Raw genomic sequence first — 16,081 nt, 5'->3', positions numbered from 1 at the left:
GCGGCGCCCCGCCTGGCACTGTTCTCGACAAAACCACGAGCTAACCGCAAATCCCCCTTCTTTTCCCCTCATCGCGGAAGGCTAAAAGCCAGAACAATGCAAGGTACCAGCACTAATGCAACACCTTGAGCGAAATGGCCACCACACCCGCATCCCAGGCAGCAGCAGTCCCGTCGGCGAAATCCGGCAAGATGAAGCGCATTCTCGTGATCGCCGTGATCGCGATACTGGCCGCCGGTGTGGCGGGCGGCGCGACCTGGTTCTTCATGTCGCGGCATCCGGCTGCGCCCGCTGCGGCTACGCCCGTGCCGCCGCCCGCGCCCGTGTTCTTCCCGCTCGAGCCGATGACGGTGAACCTGCAGTCCGACGACGGCGAAACGCATTACCTGCGCATCGGCCTCACGCTGAAGCTCGCGGACCAGAAGACCCAGGACAAGCTCACCGAGCACATGCCCGAGATTCGCAGCCGTGTGCTGCTCGCGCTGTCGAACAAACATCCGCAGGATCTCGCGCCGCTCGAAGGCAAGCGCGCGCTTGCCGAGGAACTCAAGACGCTGATCGCACAGCCCACCGAGGCCGGCAGTGCACCCGTGCACGTGCAGGACGTGCTGTTCACCGAATTCGTCGTGCAATAAAGACGGGCGAATCATGACGTTCTGCGCAGATCCAGCCGGTTCACGCCTCTATCGCGAGGAGTCGCACGCATCATGACTATGGGCCACGACGAATTCATGTCGCAGGAGGAGGTGGATGCCCTCCTCAAAGGCGTCACAGGCGAGACCGACCAGGATGCTAGCCAGGCCGAGAACAAGGGCGTTCGCCCTTACAACATCGCGACGCAGGAACGCATCGTTCGCGGCCGGATGCCTGGCCTCGAAATCATCAACGACCGTTTCGCGCGGCTGTTGCGCGTCGGCATTTTCAACTTCATGCGACGCAGCGCCGAGATTTCGGTGGGCCCGGTGAAGGTGCAGAAGTACAGCGAGTTCACCCGCAACCTGCCCATTCCGACCAACCTGAACCTCGTGCACGTGAAGCCGCTGCGCGGCACGTCGCTGTTCGTGTTCGACCCGAACCTCGTGTTCTTCGTGGTGGACAACCTGTTCGGCGGCGACGGGCGCTTTCACACGCGCGTGGAAGGCCGCGACTTCACGCAGACCGAACAGCGCATCATCAGCAAGCTGCTGCATCTCGTGTTCGAGCACTACACGACTGCGTGGAAGAGCGTGCGGCCGCTGCAGTTCGAATTCGTGCGCGCGGAAATGCACACGCAGTTCGCCAACGTCGCCACGCCCAACGAAATCGTGATCGTCACGCAGTTTTCGATCGAGTTCGGCCCGACGGGCGGCACGCTGCACATCTGCATGCCGTATTCGATGATCGAGCCGATTCGCGACGTGCTCTCTTCGCCCATCCAGGGTGAGGCGCTCGAAGTGGACCGCCGCTGGGTGCGCGTGCTCTCGCAGCAGGTGCAGTCGGCGGAAGTGGAGCTCACGGCGGACCTCGCGCAGATTCCCGTGACGTTCGAGCAGATTCTCAACATGCGCGCGGGCGACGTGCTGCCCATCAACATTCCCGAGCACATCGTCGCGAAGGTGGACGGCGTGCCGGTGATGGAATGCGGTTACGGAATTTTCAATGGTCAATATTCGCTGCGCGTCCAGAAGATGATCAGCGCGGCGGATACGATGAAGGAAGGTGGATATGAGTGACCTCAACGCAACGCCGGCTCCCGTCGAGCCGCCGCTTACGACGCCGGGCGTGGAAGCCGAAGAGGCCTCGCTCGACGATTGGGCGAGCGCGCTGGCCGAACAGAACGGCAACGAAGTGAACGCGGCCGCAGCGGGCGTGTTCCAGCCGCTTTCGAAGGTGGAGCCCAGCACCACGCGCAACGACATCGACATGATTCTGGACATTCCCGTCCAGATGACCGTCGAGCTGGGCCGCACGAAGATTGCCATTCGCAACCTGCTGCAACTCGCGCAGGGGTCGGTGGTGGAGCTGGACGGCCTCGCCGGCGAACCGATGGACGTGCTCGTGAACGGCTGCCTGATCGCCCAGGGCGAAGTGGTGGTGGTGAACGACAAGTTCGGCATTCGCCTGACCGACATCATCACGCCGTCCGAGCGCATCCGGAAGCTGAACCGATGAAGTACGCAGCAGTCCGCCGCGCGTTGGGCGCGGCGGTGGTTCTCGCGGCCGCCATGCCGCAGGCGCTTCTCGCCGCGGACATGAACGCGGTGAACAACGCCGCGAAGATTGCTTCCAGCGTGGGTGCGGGCAGTGCGGTGCCGTCGCTTGGCGTGGGCGCCGTGTTGCAGACCATCGTGGGTCTCGTGGTGGTGGTGGCGCTGGTGTTCGGCTGCGCGTGGCTCGCGCGACGCTTCGGCCTTCAGCCCTCGCAGCGCGGCGGGCTCGTGAAGACGATTGGCGGCGCGTCGCTGGGCGGCAAGGAACGTGTGGCTGTGGTGGAAGTGGGCGACACGTGGCTCGTACTGGGCGCCGCGCCCGGCAACGTGCGGCTGCTTCACGCGATGCCTGCGGGCAGTGCGGGTGTGGCGGGCTCCGTTGCCGCAGGCAGTGCTCAATCAGGTATGCAACCCGGCGCGGCCGGCGAACTTCCCGGCACCTTCGGACAGCGCTTTCGCGATGCCTTGAAAGGCGAAGTGGGCAAACGTTTCAGCCGGCGCGACGGCGGAGAGCAGTAAATGCAGTTCAACCGATTTCCCCTGCGCGGCGCAGTCACGCTGATCCGCCGCGCCGCGCCTGCGCTTGTGCCTGGCCTTCTGCCGGCGCTGCTGCTGGCCGTCATGCTGGCGCTTCCCTCGCGTTCCTTCGCGCAGGCCACGGGTTTGCCGGCCTTCACCACGAGCCCGGGGCCGAACGGCGGCACCACGTATTCGCTGAGCGTGCAGACCATGCTGCTGCTCACGATGCTGTCGTTCCTGCCGGCGATGGTGCTAATGATGACGAGCTTCACGCGCATCATCATCGTGCTTTCGCTGCTGCGCCAGGCGCTGGGCACGGCGACCACGCCGCCCAACCAGGTGTTGGTGGGTCTCGCGCTCTTCCTCACGATGTTCGTGATGTCGCCGGTACTCGACAAGGCTTATACCGACGGCTACAAGCCGTTCTCCGACGGCACGCTGCCCATGGAGCAGGCCGTGTCGCGCGGCGTGGCGCCGTTCAAGACCTTCATGCTGCGCCAGACCCGCGAAACCGACCTCGCGCTCTTCGCGAAGATCTCGCACGCCGCGCCCATGCAAGGCCCCGAGGACGTGCCGCTGTCGCTCCTCGTCCCCGCCTTCGTGACGAGCGAGTTGAAGACGGGCTTCCAGATCGGCTTCACGATCTTCATTCCGTTTCTCATCATCGACATCGTGGTGGCGAGCGTGCTGATGTCCATGGGCATGATGATGGTGTCGCCTTCCACGATCTCGCTGCCGTTCAAGCTCATGCTGTTCGTGCTGGTGGACGGGTGGCAACTGCTCATCGGGTCGCTCGCGCAGAGCTTCACCTGAACACCGGCATTTCAAGGAACACGACGATGACACCCGAATCCGTCATGACACTCGCGCACGAGGCGATGTATGTCGCGCTGCTGCTCGCGTCGCCGCTCTTGCTCGTGTCGCTCGTGGTGGGCCTCGTGGTGAGCCTTTTCCAGGCTGCCACGCAGATCAACGAAACCACGCTCTCGTTCATTCCGAAGCTGATCGCCATTGTGATTACGCTCGTGATCGCCGGGCCGTGGATGCTCTCCACCATGCTCGACTACATGCGCCACATGTTCACGAGCGTGCCGGCCATTGCCGGCTGAGTCGCGCGGCGCTTGTTGCCTCCTTTCGCCGGTCCTTTTCCGGACCTTTTCTTTTGCCGCCCATTCTGTCGCCGCGTGCGTAACCGATGTTTTCCGTCACCTATGCCCAGCTGAACACGTGGCTCACCGCGTTCCTGTGGCCGTTCGTGCGCATTCTCGCGTTCGTGGCCACGGCGCCGGTGGTGGGCAACGCGGCGGTGCCGGTGCGGGTGAAGGTGGGGCTCGGGGCGTTCATCACGCTGATCGTGGCGCCCGCGCTCGGTGCCATGCCGCAGGACACAGTGTTCTCCGCCGCAGGCATCTGGATTCTGGTGAACCAGTTTCTGATCGGCATTTCGCTCGGCTTTGCGATGCAGCTCATCTTTTCGACCATCGAAATGGCGGGCGGCATCATGGGGCTCAGCATGGGCCTCGGCTTTGCGACGTTCTTCGATCCGCACTCGAGCGGCGCGTCCGAAGTGCTTTCGCGCTACCTCAACGCCATCGCGTTGCTCGCTTTCCTCGCCTTCGACGGGCACCTCCAGGTGGTCAATGCGCTCATCGCGACGTTCCAGTCCATGCCGGTATCGGCGAACGTGCTCGGGGCGCCGGGCTGGCGCGCGTTGGCCGGATGGGGCTCGATGGTGTTCTCGGCAGGGCTGCTGCTGGCCTTGCCCGTGGTGGCGGCGCTGCTCATTGCGAACCTTTCGCTTGGCATCCTGAACCGCGCTGCACCGCAAATCGGTATTTTCCAGATCGGGTTCGCGGTGACCTTGCTGGTGGGCCTGCTGCTCGTGCAATTGATGCTGCCGAACATGATCCCGTTCTTCGGGCGCCTGTTCGATAGCGGGGTCGAGCAGATGGGGAGGGTGGCGGTGGGGTTTAGGTAGGGGGGCTTGCATCTTTTCAACGATGCCGTGAGATCGCTGGTAACTCCAAAAACGATACTGTAGCGTCACCGCGTCAATCATCGGTTTACGGGGTCGTGGTTGAGCTTTCGAAACTAAATGATAAAAACAAGCTTCTATACAATGCAGCCTTATCATTTTTAGTCATCCTCGCTCCTGTATATTGAATGTAAGATACTGAGCGGGAATCATTTCCGGCCGCAAAAATTGTCTCTTCGGTCTCATTTAGTCGAAGCATATTTTTCGTCGGCTTTAATGCCGAATAACGCAACACATACACCTCGCCCCCTGGAATTTGAAAATGCTCATTTGATACCAAATTAAACATCCCCGGTCGCTCTAGCCCCTCGCTTGTCTTAATTTGAGCAAGACTATCTCCCAAAGACTTGCCTTTAACTGCAAGCACGAAATCCGTCAGCCAACGCCAATCGTCCGCCGTGGAAGGAGGATTGGGTCTACGTTTTATTTTTAAATCTCCGGTATAACGAAACGCGATATAGCACTCGTTGTTGCCAGAAATTTTTGCGCCATTTATCTCGACATATTCCAAGCCATTCGGCACCAGGAAAGTTGCATGGCAGTCATCCCGCGAGATACGCTCAGGCTCCTTGCCATTCGCAACAGTGATTGCAACTGCAAGTGCAGAAATGCCAAGGGCGGTAAAAATCGTTATTTTCATATGATGCCATCAAATTGTCGGTTTGTAGTCAGAATTCTGAGCGACTTCATCATTCAGTTCGTAAAAAGCATTTCTAAATCCCTGGCTTCGCCATTCCAAGGAAAGCCCCGCCGGGTTAACACATTTCGTCACCTGAAGTATTGCCTTGTTGTCCGCCCCTTGATCTGACCAGTAATTAATACTCAGTTTACCCAATGGCATAAACTTCTTTCTATGGGTCTCCGGATCTTTAACTAGCTGGAGCCTTTGTTTCTGCACCCAGTACCAACCTGACGCATCACATGTGCAGTATGGATCCGTTGAGATTAGAGAGCTAGTTTCATCATTGTTAAATGTCATGCGGCGATACGAGCCATAGCTCTCGTAATTTGATCTCCCGGTAATCTGAATAATGCCGCGCCCCTTGAATCGAATGCCGTCGCCTCTTACGGTATTGCCGACCGCATCTCCCTCCGGATGACCGGGCTCATATTTATCAAAATATTCCGGCCTGCCCCCTTCGACCATAAATTCCAGGCGGCCTGTTTCCGCTGTCAGCTGACCGAAAAGATGAGCAAGACGCAGGCTGCTGGACGATATTCCGTATTTCCGCGCAACGATCTGAAAATTAGGATGTAGATTTGCCGGGCGCCGTTCTGCTGTCTCGGTAAGTCGCTTGATCACCTCAGACTTCGAAAGAGGGACGACCTCACGGTTGTGGTCTCTAATCGTCTTACGGATACAGCGAACCGTCTCCCCCTTACTCAACCACCCACACTTCCTGAAATGCCGGATAAACGCGAGCGGATGAAAGAACCAGAGCTTCTGCCCCGCAGGCAATCCCGTCACGTCCCAGAACTGGAGTTCCTTGAGGTACTTCAGAAAATCCTCGTAGCCCTTCTGGTTGCCGTGATAGAACCCGCCTTCGTCGAGCAGCCTCGCGAAGCGCGTCTCGTTGTGCGTGCTATCCCATTCGCTTGGCGCGTTGCAGATGAATCCGCGCAGGGCCCGACGTACCTCCTCATGGCCCTTCACATAGTACGAAAGCGCGTCTGCCTTCTGGACTTCAGTGGCTTCCTTCACGACTGTGGGCTGCTCGCTGGCCGCAGCGTCCCTGACGAGCTTCTTCAACAGGTCGACATCGCACAGGCCGTCACTGCCAAAAGGTGTATTGCCGTCGCTGATCTTCTGCCAGCCCATGAAGGACGGGAAATCCGCGTCAGAAAGTTTCCTGACCTCTTCCTTGCTGATATCGATGTAACCCTGCTTCCCCGTGTCGCAGGGTATCTGCACCCACGTCGCACGGACTGCCTCCGGGAGGGTCGCAGGCGTGGACAGAATGCGCCCGAAGCGCAGCATCTCGTATCCGTCGCTCGGGCAGGCTTCGTAGAGCGCCGTTGCACGATGGTACAGATCGTATTCGTAGTCCTTTTCCTCGACCGGCTCTGGCGTCAGAAGTGTGCGCGAGCCGTCCGCAGCAACGCTCCAGACGTTGGTGTACTTCGCCCCCTTGCTGAAGTACATCTCGACGACAAGGGGCAGGGCGTTCGTGCCTGCGAGGCCGGCCTTGAAAGCGATGCCGTGGAGTTTGCCGTGCGCGTCCGCATCCCGGCGGCAATGCGTAAAACTGCTGCCCTGCTGGAATGGTGAGACAGGTATGCCCCCAGCAGTCCGACGTTGTCGCCGTTCCCGGCGAGGCCACCCCGAGTTGCGTGTGCCCGAAATACGCATCGAAATCGCCCGGCGTCATGAATATCTCGAAATGCATGTAGGTGACGCCCTGATAGCGGCCGAGAAAACCCAGCACATCCTTGCGCCGCACCTTCTCGCCATTCCCCTTCGCCGCAGGCGTGACCTTCCCGCGGGTATCCGGGCCGGACGGCTTGTGCAGGAACGCCGGTAGCTGGGTCCCGTCGTGTCCGAACGTGTGGTATTCCGCAAGCGGCAGCAGGTGCATGTAGAGCGAATAGAACGTCAGCGTGCGTCCGTCGCCGGTTTCGGTCGAGTGCCTGAGCAGCACGAAACCCGCATTGCCGTTGCCGTCATCCATCGCATGCTGGCAGACGCGGTACGCCACCACCTCGCCGTCGGCGATGGCATGGACCGGACCGTGCATGTCCGGCGCAAGATGGGCGCCGCAATGCCAGCTCCGGTCGGCTGCGACCGGATAGATGCCGTGCGCCAGTTCGAATTTGTCGACGGCATCCATCAAGGGGTCGGGCTTCGATGCGCCGGTGGACGTGAGTCCCGATGCGGGCAGAAAGGGCGGGCTGATGATCATGACGTGTCAGTTCGTATGGGGAGGACGGTCGTTGAGCTGGAGATCGCTTTTCGGCAGGACGGGCAACGGGCCGGATTAAGCCGGCTAACCGTAGCAGCGGCGGGGCGCGGATATTGTCACTAATGGTCAAAACCCAGCCAGCCTTTACCTCGCGCGGTCATTGCTGGCGAATGTCATGCTCGATGCATGCTATTAAGCGGGACGCTTAATCGAACAAATGTGAACCGGATGCTTGAGAGACGAGAGGCAGCTCGCGCGCATTGCGCGGCGCCATTGGAGGATGAAACGGGAGACGTGGCAGCGATAACGACGACGCTGCGAAGAAGAGAAAGATCCGGTGATCCCGAACCGAAGCGGCCCAGGATCACGGCACTGCTTTATTTACCGCTCAAACAAACGTATCGACCATCCCCACCGTCCGCCTGACCGTTGCCGTTGCGGCTCCGCTCACCGAACCGTCGTCGATTCCCGCTGTGGCCGTCACGCCGCCGTTGCCGCGGCTGCTGCCCGACGAGCCTTGTCCGTTCTGCTGCGCCTGCTGGCCGCTCTGGCGCGCAAAGCCGTCGCTCACGCTGGCGCTGCCCAAACCGATGCCGCCAGCTTCCATCGCTTCGCGCAGCTTCGGCAGCGCGGCTTCCACGGCCTCGCGCACCTGCTGGTGCTGTGAGACGAAGAGCGCGTGCGCGTGGTTGTCGGCCACCTGGAGCACGACCTGCAACGGGCCCAGGTCCTTCGGATTGAGCGTGAGTTCCGCGGTCTGTTGGTGCGCGTTGGTGAGGAACACCACCTTCTGGCTAAGTGCGTCTTCCCAGTCGGGCGTGCCCACCTGCGGGGCGAGCGCGGCGGCGTTGGCTGCCGCAGCCATGCCCGGCTGCTGCACCACCTGGGCCGGCGCCGTGGCGGCGGCCTGGGCTGCTGCCAGCGCCTGGGCCGCATGCGCGGCGTCGGTGCCGCTCGCGGCCTGGGTGGCGTTGGTTTGCGCCGCGCTCGAATTCGAGGCCAGCGCGTCGGCCATGGTCTTCGCGGTGGCGTCGGCTGTGACTGCCGTCGTTGCGGCGCTCGTGCCGCCGGCATTCGTCTGCGCGTCCTTGGCTGCGTTGTGCGCGTCGGTGAAAGCGTTGGTCCACGCAGCGCCCTTGGCGTTGCCGTGGCCGCTCGCGAGTCCGAAGCCGTTGGCTGCGGACCCGTTGCCGCTGTCGGCCGTGCCGCCGCCCGCGGTGCCCGCGCCCGACGCCTGGAGCGCTGCGCCCTGGCCGTTGGTGAGCGAGGCAAGGGCGGCTTGCAGGGCATCGCGCACCGACTTCGGATCGCTTGCCGTTGCCGTGGTTTTGCCTGCGCTCGCGGTGCCCGCTGCGCCTGCGCTCGCGTTGCCTGCATTGCCCGCCGCGCCGGCCGCGGCTGTCGCAGCGATGCCTGCGAGCGTCGCCGCGGGGCTGTTCGTGTCGCTGCTCGACGCGGTGTCGTTGCCCGCGTTCGCTTGAGCTTGAGCCTGCGCCTGGGCGGCCTGGGCCTGCGCCTGAAGCTGTGCCGCGACCGCTGCGGCGGCTTGCGTGGCTGCGTCGGTTGCGCTTCGCGTGCCGTCGCCTTGCGTGTGCGAATTGCCGTCGCTCGCGCTCTTCGTGCCGCTCGACGACTTGCCGGTGCCGGCCGTCGTGGTGTCCGTGGCGGCGCCCGTTTGCGCATCCGTGGTCGACTGGCTGCTGTCCGACGAAGACGACTGCGCCGCGTTCGATGCATTCGACGCCGCCTGCGCGGACGAAGAACCCGACGAAGAAGCGGTCGAAGACGACGACGCCGAAGCAGCGCTGCTCGACGCGTTGCCCGCGTTCTGTTGCGTTCTGCTGGGCGCGCTGGGCGTGCTCGAGTCCGACGACTGCGCGCCGATGCTTTGCTGCAGCGTCTGCGCGAACGACTGCGCGCTGTTCGCGGCGGCGTTGGCGGCCTGGCGGCTGGTGTTGTCACTGCTCGACCCGCCGAGCAGGGAGCTGATCAATGAAAGTGGCGACATGCTGGATTCCGTGAGTGCGTGTATCCGGTCGTGGTTACTGGTGGTTGGGCGTGGCGAATGGCATCGAGGGCGACGTCCGGTTCACAGGCCTTGCGTGCGCATGCGCAGGGCGCGTGCGGCGTGCTCGTCGGAATCGCGCTGTTCGCGCCGCGCCGTGCGTTTCGCTTCGGTCGCGTCGCTGCGCGCCTGCAGCACTTCATACGAGCCCAGCTTCTGCTTCGAGCGCTGCCATTCGGGCTTCGCGGCTTCCACGCGCGCCGTGGCGGCCGCGAGCAGGCGCCGCTGCTGGTCGATGGCGGTGTCGAGCGTATCGATGAACGCCTGGAAGTTGCGCATGTTGCCCGCAGGCATGCCGTTCTGCGCGGAGTTCGTGAAGCGCGCGTGGTACTCGTCGCGGTACTGGAGCAGCGACTGCAACTGCGCCTCGATCTCGCCGCGTTCGCGCTGCACGCGTCCGAGCCGTTGGGCGGCTGCATCCACGTCGTCCTGCGCGAGGCCGATCAGCGTTTGCAGCGGAGTTTGCGGGGTCATGGTCATGCTCCTTCACCGAAGAGGGCGCCGAGCATCGCAACGCTCGACTCGAAGCTCGCGCTCTCGCGAAAGCCTTGCTGCAGGAATGCCTCGATGCGCGGGTACAGCGAGATGGCGCGGTCGAGTACCGGGTCGCGCCCACTCGAATAGGCGCCCACGTTGATGAGGTCGCGGTTGCGTTGATAGCGCGACAGCATCTGTTTGAACATGCGCGTCTTGTCGAGATGCGCGTCGTCGATCAGCGCCGTCATCGCGCGGCTGATCGAGGCTTCGATATCGATGGCGGGATAGTGGCCCGCCTCGGCCAGCGCGCGGGAAAGCACGATGTGGCCGTCCAGAATGGCGCGCGCCGAGTCGGCAATCGGGTCTTGCTGGTCGTCGCCTTCGGTGAGCACGGTGTAGAACGCCGTGATCGATCCGCCGCCCGCAGGGCCATTGCCGGTGCGCTCCACGAGCGCCGGCAGCTTCGCGAACACCGAAGGCGGATAGCCCTTCGTGGCAGGCGGCTCGCCGATGGCGAGCGCGATTTCGCGCTGGGCCATGGCGTAGCGCGTGAGCGAATCCATGAGCAGCAGCACGTGCTTGCCCTGGTCGCGGAAATATTCGGCGAGCGAGGTCGCGTACGCCGCGCCCTGCATGCGCAGCAGCGGCGACACGTCCGCGGGCGCGGCCACCACGACGGATCGCGCGAGGCCGTCTTCGCCCAGGATCTGCTCGATGAATTCCTTCACTTCGCGGCCCCGTTCACCGATCAGACCGATCACGATCACCTCGGCGCTCGTATAGCGCGCCATCGTGCCGAGCAGCACCGATTTACCGACGCCCGAGCCCGCGAACAAACCCATGCGCTGGCCGCGGCCCACGGTGAGGAGGGCGTTGATGGCGCGCACGCCCACGTCGAGCACCTTGTGGATGGGCTCGCGGTTCAGCGGATTGATGGAGGGCGCGGTGAGCGGCGCGTCGTTCTTCGAACCGAGCGGACCGAAGCCGTCGAGCGGGCGGCCCGAGGCGTCCACCACGCGACCCAGCAGTTCCCAGCCCACGGGCAGGCGCTTGGCACCCGCCATCGGGTCGGCGATCGGCACCGTTTCCAGCGGATAGACGCGCGCGCCGGGCAGCAGGCCCGCCACTTCGGTGGTGGGCATGAGGAACAGCTTGTCGCCCGAGAAGCCCACCACTTCGGCTTCGGCCATCGGCAACGAACTGCCAGCGGGCAGCTCGATCATTACTTCGGCGCCTACCGAGAGGCGCAGGCCCACCGCTTCGAGCACGAGGCCCGCGGCGCGCGTGAGGCGCCCGCAGGCGCGCAGCGGCAACGCGCGCGCATTGCGCTCGCGCAGGCCGTCGAGCCGGCCGCGCCACGCCTCGAGATACGGATTGGCCGCGAGCGCGGCGTCGTGCACGGGCGCCTGCGGACCGAACGACGCCAGCGCCAGCTCCTGTTCGAGCGGCGTGAGGTCGCTTGCGCGAATGGCGTCGATGGTCGGCTGCTTCACCACGTGCTCACTTTTCCAAGGGCGGCCGCCACGCGCTCCCAGCGCGTGCTGATCGCCGCGTCCACTTCACCGGTCGCCGCCTGGGCGCGGCAGCCGCCGCGTTCCATGGCCGGGTCGGTGCGCACGGTCCAGCCGCGCGTTTGCAGTTCTTCCAGCAGATACGCTTCCACGACGGGCAGGTCGGCAGGACTCACTACGAGTTGCGGGGCGCCCGCGAGCGCCGGCTCGGTCGCGAGCACTTCGCGCGCCGCCGCGATGAGCGCGGTGGGGTCGTGCTGCACGTGCTGGCGCACCACTTGCTGCGCGATGTCGAGCGCGAGCGTGACGAGCGCTTCGGCCACGTCGGCCTGCGCGCCTTCCAACGCCTGACGGAACGTCTCCGCGAGCGCGCCGATCTGCGCGGCCTGGGCGCGCGCTTCAGTCAAGCCCTGCTCGAAGCCTTGCGCATGGCCCTGCTCGTAGCCGGCCTGGTAACCCAGCGCCTGGCCCGCGACGTGGCCCGAGGCCACGCCTTCGGCATGCGCGGCGTCGCGCAGCCGTTGGAGTTCGGCTTCGAATGCGCCGTCGTCGATGGGCTCTTCGGGAGGCGGCGGGTCGAACGACGCCATCTCCCAGCGCTGGTAGGCCGTGGCATCGCGGCGGCGGGCCGCCTCGTGCCGGGTGTCGTGCTCAGACATATGCGTCTTCTGCCTTGCCGCCAATCACGATCTGCCCGCTCTCGGCGAGATTGCGGACGACCTGCAGGATGCGGCGTTGCTGCGTTTCCACTTCGGACACGCGCACCGGGCCGCGCGCATCCAGATCTTCGGCGAGCAGCTCGGCTGCACGCTGCGACATGTTCGAGAGGAACTTCTGGCGCAGCGCGGGCGGCGCGCCCTTGAGCGCGATGATGAGCGCCTCGGACTCCACTTCCTTCAACAGCAGCTGGATCGCGCGGTCTTCCAGGTCGAGCAGGTTCTCGAACACGAACATCTGATCGACGATCTTCTGCGCGAGTTCCGCGTCGTACTGGCGCACGTTTTCGAGAATCGATTCCTCGAACTGGCTCGGCATGAAGTTGAGAATTTCCGCCGCGGTGCGGATGCCGCCCATCGGGCTGCGCTTCAGGTTGTCGCTGCCCGAGAGCAGCGTGGTCAGCACGTCGTCCAGTTCGCGCAGCGCGGCCGGCTGAATGCCGTCGAGCGTCGCGATGCGCAGCAGCACGTCGTTGCGCAGGCGGTCGCTGAAGCAGGCGGCGATCTCCGAGGCCTGGTCGCGGTCGAGGTGCACGAGAATCGTCGCGATGATCTGCGGGTGCTCGTTCTTGATGAGTTCGGCCACGGCGGCCGAGTCCATCCACTTGAGCCCTTCGATGCCGCTCGTGTCGCTGCCCTGCAGGATGCGGTCGATGATCACGCCCGCCTTGTCTTCGCCCAGCGCCTTGGTGAGCACGCTGCGAATGTATTCGCTCGAATCGAGCGAAAGCGCCGTGTGCTGTTCCGCTTCGCGCACGAATTCCTGGAGCACGTCGTCCACCTGCTCGCGCGTCACGTTCTTGAGCGACGCCATGGCGAGGCCGATCTTCTGCACCTCGCGCGGGCCGAGGAACTTGAACACCTGCGCGGCTTCTTCCTCGCCGATGGACATCAGCAGCAGTGCGCTGCGCATCACGCCTTCGTTGTTCATGGCCATTGCCTGTCAGTGTTCGTCGCCGGGTTATTCATCGCTGGGTCATTCGTCACTGACCCAGCTCTTGACCACGGTGGCCACGATCTTCGGATCCTGGCGCGCGATCGTGCGGGCGTACTCGAGATTGCGTTCGAACTTGTGCTTCTGGTTTTCGAAGGCCAGCTGCGCGAGTTCCGATTCGTCTTCGCCCAGCTTCTCGACCGGCGTCACGCCATCGAGCAGCAGCGGCTCGTCGGGGCCGGCCAGCGCGGCGGCCGCGGGCGCCTCCGGCGGCGGGAACGCGCGCCGCATGGCGGGCTTCACCATTGCGAAGTACAGGAACAGCGCCACCGCCGCGATGCCCACCCACGTGCCGATCTGCTTGGCGAGCGCGATCATGTCGGGCTGGCGCCACCACGGCAGGTTGGCGTTCGGGTCCACGTCCGTGGTGAACGCGGCGTTCACCACGTTCACGGAGTCGCCGCGCTTGGCGTCGTAGCCCATGGCGTCCTTCACGAGCTGCTCGACCTGGGCGAGCTTTTCGGCGGAGAGCGGCTGCATCGTGGCGTGGCCCTTGGCGTCCACGAGCGGCTGGTAGTTCACCACCACCGCCACGGAAAGCCGCTTGATGTCGCCCATGGCGCCCTGCACGTGGCGCACGGTGCGGTCCAGTTCGTAGTTCGTTGTCTGGTCCTTGCGGTCGCTCACCGGCGTGGCGGGGGCCGCGCCGCTCGCACCGTTCGGCGCGACGACGGGCGCCGAAGCCGGTTGCGGCGGCTGGTTCGAGAGCGCGCCGGGCACGCCGGAGGCGCCGCCCTGCGACATCTCGGTCGCCGTGCTGGTCTGCTGGCTGCGAATGGCGGCCTGCTGCGGCGTGCCGTTCGGCCCGTACGTTTCGGCCGTCTGCTCCATCTTCGAGAAATTCAGGTCGGCGCTCACCTGCGAGCGCGCGTTGCCGGCGCCGAAGAGCGGGGCGAGGATCGCGTCGATGCGCTGCTGCGTGGTGCGCTCCACCTGCTGCACGTACTTGAGCTGCGAGGCGTCGAGCCCGGCGCCCGAAGACGACTGGGTGAGCAGGTTGCCGTCCTGGTCCACGATCGTGACGTTGCGCACGGGCAGGTCCGGCACCGCGGACGACACCATGTGCGTGACCGCCGACACCTGGCCTTCGTCGAGCACGCGGCCCGGGTACAGGTTCACGAGCACGGAGGCCGACGGCGCTTCCTTGTCGCGCACGAACACCGAGGGCTTCGGAATGGCCAGATGCACGCGCGCCGAGTGCACGCTGGAAATGGATTCGATGGTCTGCTGGAGCTCGCCTTCCAGCGCGCGCTGGTAGTTCACCTGCTCGGCAAACTGGCTGATGCCGAATTTCTGGTTGTCCATCAGCTCGAAGCCCACCGCGCCGCCCTTGGGCAGCCCCTGGGAGGCAAGCCGCAGGCGCAGTTCGTGGACCTGGTCGGCCGGCACGAGAATGGCGCCGCCGCCGTCGCTGAAGCGGTAGGGAACGTTTGCTTGTTGCAGCGCAGTAATGATGGAGCCGCCGTCACGGTCCGAAAGGTTGCTGTAGAGCACCTTGTAGTCCGGCGCGCGCGACCACAGGATCAGGCCAGCCACCACGGCCACCAGCAGGGCCACCGCGAAAATGAGCGGCGCGCGCGGGTTACCGCGCATCTGCCGCAGGCCTTGCAGCGACGACAGCCGTTGCGCGAAACCGCCGCCCAGGTCGTCCGCGGCGCCCGGCTGGCCGCCGGCGGCGGGCGTGCCCGCGCCCGGCTGGCCTGCGCCGGCGAGGCCCATGCGGGCGTCGGGGTTGATCAACGAGTTGGCAGACGAATCCATGCTTCGGGTATCTCCGGAATGCGGGCGTCTGGCGAGCCGGTGGGTGCCGGGGCTGCGGAGGCTATTTCCTTGCCGCGCCGGCCTGGGCGCGTTCCGGAATACCTCGCGTCAACTACCCCGGGGGCGTACGGACGCAGACTTTCATGCCACCGATTATCCGCATGACCCCGCAACCCTATTGTCCGAATAGAGCCGGGTTTTCCCCCTTCTTTCCGGTCTTTCGGAAAGACCCCGCTGCTATGCTTTTCGTCAAGGCTGGACCAGGTGTCGCACGGGCCGCAGGTGTGCCGCATAGGCGTTGTTCGCGTGCCGCATCCGCCCCGCGCTGTTGCCCGGTCATTCCCCTGTAACGGGCAGCGCCGGACCGGCCTTCCCATGCTCCTGGAGACATCATGACTTTGCCCGTGAACGCGCTTTCGTCAGCGCTCTCGCAAATCCAGTCGATGGCGGCGCAGGCCGCCGGCGGCTCGCAGAAGGCCGAGGAAAGTTCGGGCGCCGCGACGCCCGGCGGTTTCGCCTCGGCCCTCAAGGCGTCGCTCGACAAGATCAGTTCGGACCAGAAAAGCGCCGTGGGCGAAGCCCAGGCGTTCGAACTCGGCGCCTCCAACGTGTCCCTCAACGACGTGATGGTGGACATGCAGAAGGCCAACGTCGGCTTCCAGTTCGGCCTGCAGGTGCGTAACCGGCTCGTGTCGGCCTACAACGACATCATGCAGATGTCGGTCTGACGTCAGGCTGTCCCGCGTCGATTCGACCCCCAATGTCCGCGGTGGCTTGCAGCCGTCCCGAACGGCGAGGCGCAGGTGCTGCGCGCGTGCGTTCGGGCGCCGTGGACTTCCCTGAAGCAGGCTAAAGCTTCCCCGCGTTCTTCCGATAACACGGCTACAGAGGTCGCCTTGCATGTGCGCATGCGA

General features: G+C 64.4%; 17 protein-coding genes. 9 read left to right on the top strand and 8 right to left on the bottom strand.

Going from position 1 to position 16,081, the window contains the following annotated elements; translation table 11 throughout:
• Window positions 1-134 precede the first annotated feature (134 nt).
• The 7 genes from fliL (at window position 135) to fliR (ending at window position 4,686) form a co-directional block, all read left to right on the top strand.
• Window positions 135-635, top strand: a complete 501-nt coding sequence (gene fliL / locus P2869_RS16575) for a flagellar basal body-associated protein FliL (protein ID WP_026120910.1) — start codon at window positions 135-137, stop codon at window positions 633-635.
• Between the two features lie 78 nt (window positions 636-713).
• The gene (fliM, locus tag P2869_RS16570; protein WP_126878204.1) at window positions 714-1,712 is read left to right on the top strand and encodes a flagellar motor switch protein FliM; all 999 of its coding nucleotides are present in this window, start codon (window positions 714-716) and stop codon (window positions 1,710-1,712) included.
• Window positions 1,705-2,151 carry a flagellar motor switch protein FliN gene (gene fliN / locus P2869_RS16565; RefSeq protein ID WP_277597011.1) on the top strand — a complete coding sequence of 149 codons (447 nt, stop codon included), beginning with the start codon at window positions 1,705-1,707 and terminating at the stop codon, window positions 2,149-2,151. Before fliM ends, fliN begins: the two co-directional genes overlap by 8 nt.
• 53 nt (window positions 2,152-2,204) lie before the next feature.
• A complete protein-coding gene (gene fliO / locus P2869_RS16560) occupies window positions 2,205-2,708 on the top strand; it encodes a flagellar biosynthetic protein FliO (RefSeq protein ID WP_233411865.1) in 504 nt (167 codons plus the stop codon).
• 102 nt (window positions 2,709-2,810) lie between these two features.
• Window positions 2,811-3,521, top strand: coding sequence for a flagellar type III secretion system pore protein FliP (gene fliP / locus P2869_RS16555; protein WP_233425663.1), 711 nt, complete (start codon window positions 2,811-2,813; stop codon window positions 3,519-3,521).
• 26 nt (window positions 3,522-3,547) lie between these two features.
• The gene (gene fliQ, locus P2869_RS16550) at window positions 3,548-3,817 is read left to right on the top strand and encodes a flagellar biosynthesis protein FliQ (protein ID WP_017772120.1); all 270 of its coding nucleotides are present in this window, start codon (window positions 3,548-3,550) and stop codon (window positions 3,815-3,817) included.
• Window positions 3,818-3,903: 86 nt separating this feature from the next.
• Complete coding sequence (gene fliR, locus P2869_RS16545; RefSeq protein WP_017772119.1) at window positions 3,904-4,686, top strand: flagellar biosynthetic protein FliR; 783 nt, start codon at window positions 3,904-3,906, stop codon at window positions 4,684-4,686.
• Window positions 4,687-4,771: 85 nt separating this feature from the next.
• Here the strand turns inward: fliR and P2869_RS16540 are convergent, their stop codons facing one another.
• Both P2869_RS16540 and P2869_RS16535 read right to left on the bottom strand, forming a co-directional pair.
• Window positions 4,772-5,383: a hypothetical protein gene (locus P2869_RS16540; protein ID WP_277597010.1), complete on the bottom strand. Its 612-nt coding sequence runs from the start codon at window positions 5,381-5,383 to the stop codon at window positions 4,772-4,774.
• Window positions 5,384-5,392: 9 nt separating this feature from the next.
• Entirely contained in the window at window positions 5,393-7,093 is a 1,701-nt protein-coding gene (locus P2869_RS16535) for a hypothetical protein (protein WP_277597009.1), read from the bottom strand.
• A 184-nt stretch (window positions 7,094-7,277) separates the two neighbouring features.
• On the opposite strand from P2869_RS16535, the gene P2869_RS16530 reads away from it, so the two are divergent.
• Entirely contained in the window at window positions 7,278-7,766 is a 489-nt protein-coding gene (locus P2869_RS16530; protein ID WP_277597008.1) for a hypothetical protein, read from the top strand.
• A gap of 265 nt (window positions 7,767-8,031) precedes the next feature.
• On the opposite strand, the gene P2869_RS16525 is transcribed toward P2869_RS16530, so the two are convergent.
• From P2869_RS16525 to fliF, 6 genes are all read right to left on the bottom strand, one after another.
• On the bottom strand, window positions 8,032-9,651 hold the full coding sequence (locus P2869_RS16525; RefSeq protein WP_277597007.1) for a flagellar hook-length control protein FliK: 1,620 nt from the start codon (window positions 9,649-9,651) through the stop codon (window positions 8,032-8,034).
• A gap of 81 nt (window positions 9,652-9,732) precedes the next feature.
• On the bottom strand, window positions 9,733-10,182 hold the full coding sequence (gene fliJ, locus P2869_RS16520) for a flagellar export protein FliJ (RefSeq protein WP_277597006.1): 450 nt from the start codon (window positions 10,180-10,182) through the stop codon (window positions 9,733-9,735).
• Window positions 10,183-10,184: 2 nt separating this feature from the next.
• A complete protein-coding gene (gene fliI / locus P2869_RS16515; protein ID WP_026120908.1) occupies window positions 10,185-11,678 on the bottom strand; it encodes a flagellar protein export ATPase FliI in 1,494 nt (497 codons plus the stop codon).
• Window positions 11,675-12,355, bottom strand: coding sequence for a flagellar assembly protein FliH (gene fliH, locus P2869_RS16510; protein WP_017772113.1), 681 nt, complete (start codon window positions 12,353-12,355; stop codon window positions 11,675-11,677). Before fliH ends, fliI begins: the two co-directional genes overlap by 4 nt.
• Entirely contained in the window at window positions 12,348-13,343 is a 996-nt protein-coding gene (gene fliG / locus P2869_RS16505; RefSeq protein ID WP_026120907.1) for a flagellar motor switch protein FliG, read from the bottom strand. The genes fliH and fliG overlap by 8 nt, the downstream gene beginning before the upstream one ends.
• A gap of 45 nt (window positions 13,344-13,388) precedes the next feature.
• Window positions 13,389-15,167, bottom strand: a complete 1,779-nt coding sequence (fliF, locus tag P2869_RS16500; RefSeq protein ID WP_277597005.1) for a flagellar basal-body MS-ring/collar protein FliF — start codon at window positions 15,165-15,167, stop codon at window positions 13,389-13,391.
• 392 nt (window positions 15,168-15,559) lie between these two features.
• Between fliF and fliE the strand changes: the two genes are divergently transcribed.
• Window positions 15,560-15,895 (top strand): flagellar hook-basal body complex protein FliE, encoded by a 336-nt coding sequence (gene fliE, locus P2869_RS16495; protein WP_126878147.1) that lies wholly within the window; start codon window positions 15,560-15,562, stop codon window positions 15,893-15,895.
• Window positions 15,896-16,081 lie beyond the last annotated feature (186 nt).

Source organism: Paraburkholderia sp. SUR17 (genome assembly GCF_029536165.1).
GTDB classification, from domain to species: domain Bacteria; phylum Pseudomonadota; class Gammaproteobacteria; order Burkholderiales; family Burkholderiaceae; genus Paraburkholderia; species Paraburkholderia kururiensis.
Note: the sequence above shows the minus strand (reverse complement) of the source record. Positions and strands in the feature narration are given on the sequence as shown.